Origin of the sequence: Desulfotomaculum copahuensis (assembly GCF_001655685.1) — a bacterium.
In the GTDB taxonomy this organism is placed as follows: domain Bacteria; phylum Bacillota; class Desulfotomaculia; order Desulfotomaculales; family Desulfovirgulaceae; genus Desulfotomaculum_G; species Desulfotomaculum_G copahuensis.
Map to the genome: position 1 here is coordinate 1 of NZ_LYVF01000181.1, position 4,334 is coordinate 4,334.

Genomic DNA, 4,334 nt, shown 5'->3' on the forward strand with positions numbered 1-4,334 from the left:
ATACAAAGAAAAAATTGAACCCGATCTTTTTGAAAATACCAGAAATCTGTTTGACATGGATGTGGATATGGTATTCTGGGATACCACCTCAACTTACTTTGAAGGCCAAGGGCCTGTTGAATTGGGCCGTTACGGTTACTCCAAAGATCACCGCCCGGACAGAATTCAGGTCATGATTGGCGTGGTAATGACCAGAATCGGCATACCCATTGCTCATGAAGTATTCCCCGGAAACACATCTGACGTTGCTACCTTCCGGCAGATCATCGCCAAAGTGCGCAAGCGCTTCAATCTGACCCGGGTCATCTTCGTCGGTGACCGGGGCATGGTGAGCAAGGAGATTTTGGACGACCTGGACAAAGGCCGCATCGAATACATTGTAGGCATGCGCATGCGCAAGATTAAAGACGTCGGTGCGGTGCTCAAAACGGGTGGCCGTTACCGGACAGTCAAAGAAAATCTGAACCAAGGGCAGCATGGATTCACTGGAGCTAAGAAAAATTAAAGAAGCCAAAATACACTGCGCCAAGAAGCATTTTGAAAAAATTAGTAATGGTAGCGTCAAATATGATGTAGTAGATAGTTATGAGAAGTTACTTGAGATATAGTAAGTTAATAGAAAAATATTATTTTAAGTGAAAGAGGTGAAATTAAAACTTGAGTGAGAACCTTTGGTACTTCGCCTATGGCTCCAACATAGACGCGGAGCGGATAAAAGAACGTATAGGATTCCTACCCGACCGTATTCCCGGGACGCTCGGGAACTGGCATCTGGAGTTCAACAAGACGTCGAAAAAGACCGGTGAGGGTTTTGCCAACATCGTACCCTGTCCGGGCGAAATAGTAGAAGGCGTCCTGTATGCCGTAACGGAAGAAGAGCTACAGAAGTTGGATTGTTATGAAGGTGTCCCTGCTCACTACATCCGTTACCAAATTAACGTAGTGCGGCAGGATAAAGGCGAAGTCGTGGCAGCCGTAACCTATGTGGCTAATCCAGATAAAGTGCGAGACGGACTCAAACCTACCCGTGAGTACCTTAATCACCTACTGGCAGGTAAGGATTATATGAGCGAAAAGTATATACAACACCTGCGGGCGGTAGAGATATTAGACTGATACATTCCTTGTCTGGGTGATCCCCATGCCTTCAACCCACGACATCCTTCTTTGCGACCTGGACGCTTTCTTCGCCTCCGTTGAACAGCGCGACCACCCCGAATACCATGGCAAGCCGGTCATCGTCGGCGTCCGGCCGGACGAGCGCGGCGTGGTCGCCACGTGCTCATACGAGGCCCGGAGATACGGCATCCGTTCAGCCATGCCCATGAGCCGGGCGGTCAGGCTTTGCCCGGACGCCGTTTTTCTTCCGGTGGACCTGGCCCGCTACCGCCAGGTATCAGCCCATGTATTCGCCGTCTACGCCCGGTTCGCCGCGCAAATAGAGCCGGTGTCCATCGACGAGGCATACATTGCCGTACCGCCTGGGAAAGGCGTGGAAACTGCCAGAGAGATCCGGGAGGAGGTGAGGCGGGAATTAAGACGCTCCTTTCCGCCGGCGTAACGATCAACAAGTTCCTGGCTAAAAGCCCTGGCCAAAAGCATCGTAGAAGCTCATGGAGGCTGGATAATAGTACAAAGCGAATCAGGAAAGGGCAGTTGTTTTACCATTATGCTAAAATGTAAAACGTAAAGAGACGACGCCAAATCATTGGGCGCTTCGGTGGACTGGAACACCTGGGATCAACAAGCGACCGTCTCCCTGAACGGGAAGACGATCGCACTCGGGATCGGGAAAAGCATCGCTATGGTGGACGGCAAGGAGACGCCCATCGATCCGGACAACCCGGGGGTCGTCTCCATGATGGCCTCACCCGGGCGCTTGATGATCCCCCTGCGTTTCATTGCCGAGAATCTGGGGTGCAAGGTGGACCGGGATCAGGCCGGAGAAACGGTCACTGTGACCTATCCCGGGTCTTGACAGCCGTAGCGCCGCCCGGCACTGCAGACGGGGTTGTTGTCATCTAGAGCTTAACCAGGCGATCCGGCAGGTTTTTCAGTAGCCAGGCGATCAGTCCCCAGCGCCTCGTGATGTAGACGTGATTCTTCCGGCCGGCGATCGCCCCGTAGATCTCCCGGGCGGCTTTTACCGGTGATGCCACCCAGAAAAGACCCTTCTGCCCCTTGGTCATGGCTGTATCGACAAAGCCGGGCTGCACATCGGTGATGGTGATCGGTAGCTTCAGCTTGGAGGCCTTTTGCCGCAGTCCCTCCAGGTAATTGGAAACGAACGCCTTGGAGGCGCCATAGGCAGGAGCGTTCCCGCTCCCCCTGAGAGCGGCGATGGAGGAGATCCCAACCAGGTGGCCCGCTCCCCGTTTGACGAAGTGCTTGAAAGCGACGTTGGCCATGGCTGCAAAACCGGTCACATTGACGGCGATCGTCTCCAGTTCCCCGGCAAAATCAAGGTCCGGGTTGAATACTCCGGTGCCGGCGCTGATGACGACCAGGTCGACCCCATTCATTTCCTGGATCATGTCTGCCAGCAGGTTCATGGCTTCAGGGGCGGCAATGTCAAAACTTCTGATATACGACGGAGCAGCGATCTCCTGCTGTAATTCCACCAGCAGATGCTCTCTTCTTCCGGTCAGCCCGACCGTATAACCGTGCACAGCCAGGAGCTTGGCCAGCTCCCGGCCCATCCCGGACGTGGCCCCAACCACGATCGCCTTGTTCACGCCCGACACCTTCCTTTTTTATAATCTTTGGTGCATTATTCCATCAGATGTCCATATTATAGCATCAATCTTCCTTTTTGTATCTGCGTAGTTTGCGGTAAAGAGTTGTTCTCCCGATGCCAAGCATCCTGGCCAGTTGAGTCTTGGTGAGCGAGGAAACCATGACTGCACCATTTACCGGGCGGCGCGGGAATTATTTTTGGTTAACTGCGGCCGGCCGCCGTGGCGATTGATCGGGGTGCAGGTGTCCAACCTGGATGACGGAGCATGCGAGCAGTTATCGCTATTCCGTGAGCCGGACAGGGACGGGCAGGTGTGCCGGGTGGTGGATGAGTTGCGGGAAAAGTTTGGTCGGGATGTGGTGAAAAGGGCGATTAGTAACCGCCCTTTTGCAGATAACCCAACACCTCATCTCCCACCACCTGAATGACTTTCCAGCATCTGCCCGTCAACTCTCGTTCACCCAACTCCCAATCTCGGACGGATGATGCATTGACGCATATAATATCAGCAAATTCCGCCTAGGTCACGCCCAGCATGTATCTGACATTGCGCAACCTTTCCGCCGGATCTCCTTTATTGGAGATACCATTACCGATGAGCAGTAACCCCGGGGAAATTCCCATAACGCTGGCCAGCTTCACCGCGGTCGGCACCCTTAATGCAAGCCGGCCCTTTTCAGCGTTGGTGATCGTCGTTGAGCTAACCCCGGACCGGCGGGACATCTCTTTGTTGGACAGTCCCGCCGCCTCGCGCAAAAGGCGCAACCTTTGCCCGGGTGGCAAGGAAAAGTCAATGTCGGGGAACGAAAAGGAGGACATTATTTTCCTTACCTTGCGCCGTACCGTTTCGAGATCATATCGGGCGTCAAGACGGGCCTTGGTCTGAAATGTACCTGGGCACCGCTTGCGTAACACATATTTTAAGTGTTTCCGGCCTGCACGTGGGTCTGGTTCTGGGCGCCGTCCTGATCCTGGCCGGCATTTTACGCCTGCCTCATGCCGCAACGGCACCGGCGGCCAGCGCCGTGCTGATTTTATACGCCATACTGAGCGGTCTGGGGCCGGCGGTGATTCGCTCCACCGTGATGGCCTTGATGCTGCTCTGGGCCAACCATCTGGGCCGGGAACGGGACTGGCCGACCACTCTGGCGGCGGCCGCCCTGGTCTGCCTGTTCTGGCGTCCCCTCTCCTTGTACGATACCGGGTTCCAGCTTTCCTTCGCCGCCACCTGGGGTATACTTTACCTTGGTCCGGAGTTGGACCGGCTGTGCCAGCGGGTGACACCAATGCCCGTCTGGCTGCGGGGCACCCTCTGGGTTTCTCTGGCCGCGCAATTGGCCACCCTGCCCCTGGTGGCCTTTTATTACAACCTGGTTTCCCCGGTTTCCCTGGTTGCCAACCTGGTGGCCGTTCCCCTGACCGGGATAATCATGGCCCTGGGCGCGGGCGCCTCCCTGACCGGCCTGGTATTCCCCGCCCTGGCCGGTATAATCAACGCCGGCACATCATTAACCCTGACCATCTTCATGGGTTTGATCTCCCTGGTGCATAAACTGCCCGGGGGGGTGATTTTTGTCTCCACCCCGCCGTTGGCACT

The 4,334-nt window shown here is 55.2% G+C and carries 9 protein-coding genes and 1 pseudogene; 7 read left to right on the forward strand and 3 right to left on the reverse strand.

Features of this window, described 5'->3' with window-relative positions; all coding sequences use genetic code 11:
- The 5 genes and pseudogenes from A6M21_RS14125 to A6M21_RS18030 all read left to right on the forward strand — a co-directional run.
- A pseudogene (locus A6M21_RS14125) lies at positions 1–463 on the forward strand (IS1634 family transposase); the annotation flags it as partial.
- A 13-nt stretch (positions 464–476) separates the two neighbouring features.
- Positions 477–608 (forward strand): restriction endonuclease, encoded by a 132-nt coding sequence (locus A6M21_RS19395; RefSeq protein ID WP_345788106.1) that lies wholly within the window; start codon positions 477–479, stop codon positions 606–608.
- 49 nt (positions 609–657) lie between these two features.
- On the forward strand, positions 658–1,116 hold the full coding sequence (locus A6M21_RS14130; RefSeq protein ID WP_066669951.1) for a gamma-glutamylcyclotransferase family protein: 459 nt from the start codon (positions 658–660) through the stop codon (positions 1,114–1,116).
- A 25-nt stretch (positions 1,117–1,141) separates the two neighbouring features.
- On the forward strand, positions 1,142–1,561 hold the full coding sequence (locus tag A6M21_RS14135) for a Y-family DNA polymerase (protein WP_078060737.1): 420 nt from the start codon (positions 1,142–1,144) through the stop codon (positions 1,559–1,561).
- Between the two features lie 147 nt (positions 1,562–1,708).
- Positions 1,709–1,978, forward strand: a complete 270-nt coding sequence (locus A6M21_RS18030; RefSeq protein ID WP_078060734.1) for a copper amine oxidase N-terminal domain-containing protein — start codon at positions 1,709–1,711, stop codon at positions 1,976–1,978.
- A gap of 43 nt (positions 1,979–2,021) precedes the next feature.
- On the opposite strand, the gene A6M21_RS14140 is transcribed toward A6M21_RS18030, so the two are convergent.
- Positions 2,022–2,735: an SDR family NAD(P)-dependent oxidoreductase gene (locus tag A6M21_RS14140; protein ID WP_066669957.1), complete on the reverse strand. Its 714-nt coding sequence runs from the start codon at positions 2,733–2,735 to the stop codon at positions 2,022–2,024.
- A gap of 64 nt (positions 2,736–2,799) precedes the next feature.
- Positions 2,800–2,898, reverse strand: coding sequence for a helix-turn-helix domain-containing protein (locus tag A6M21_RS19495; protein ID WP_078060735.1), 99 nt, complete (start codon positions 2,896–2,898; stop codon positions 2,800–2,802).
- Between A6M21_RS19495 and A6M21_RS19500 the strand changes: the two genes are divergently transcribed.
- Complete coding sequence (locus A6M21_RS19500; protein ID WP_427854630.1) at positions 2,872–3,165, forward strand: DinB/UmuC family translesion DNA polymerase; 294 nt, start codon at positions 2,872–2,874, stop codon at positions 3,163–3,165. The genes A6M21_RS19495 and A6M21_RS19500 overlap by 27 nt on opposite strands.
- Before the next feature lie 91 nt (positions 3,166–3,256).
- Here A6M21_RS19500 and A6M21_RS14145 read toward each other — a convergent pair whose 3' ends face one another.
- Positions 3,257–3,556 carry a helix-turn-helix domain-containing protein gene (locus A6M21_RS14145; RefSeq protein WP_078060736.1) on the reverse strand — a complete coding sequence of 100 codons (300 nt, stop codon included), beginning with the start codon at positions 3,554–3,556 and terminating at the stop codon, positions 3,257–3,259.
- 68 nt (positions 3,557–3,624) lie between these two features.
- On the opposite strand from A6M21_RS14145, the gene A6M21_RS14150 reads away from it, so the two are divergent.
- The coding region (locus tag A6M21_RS14150) for a ComEC/Rec2 family competence protein (RefSeq protein WP_151191958.1) at positions 3,625–4,334 on the forward strand (710 nt) is incomplete at its 3' end.

What these genes read in the sequence shown, in the direction of transcription:
- A6M21_RS19395 (WP_345788106.1), top strand. Translation starts at nt 477, where the DNA reads ATGGATTCACTGGAGCTAAGAAAAATTAAAGAAGCCAAAATACACTGC.
- A6M21_RS14135 (WP_078060737.1), top strand. Translation starts at nt 1,142, where the DNA reads ATGCCTTCAACCCACGACATCCTTCTTTGCGACCTGGACGCTTTCTTC.
- A6M21_RS14145 (WP_078060736.1), bottom strand. Translation starts at nt 3,556, where the DNA reads ATGTCCTCCTTTTCGTTCCCCGACATTGACTTTTCCTTGCCACCCGGG.
- A6M21_RS19495 (WP_078060735.1), bottom strand. Translation starts at nt 2,898, where the DNA reads ATGGTTTCCTCGCTCACCAAGACTCAACTGGCCAGGATGCTTGGCATC.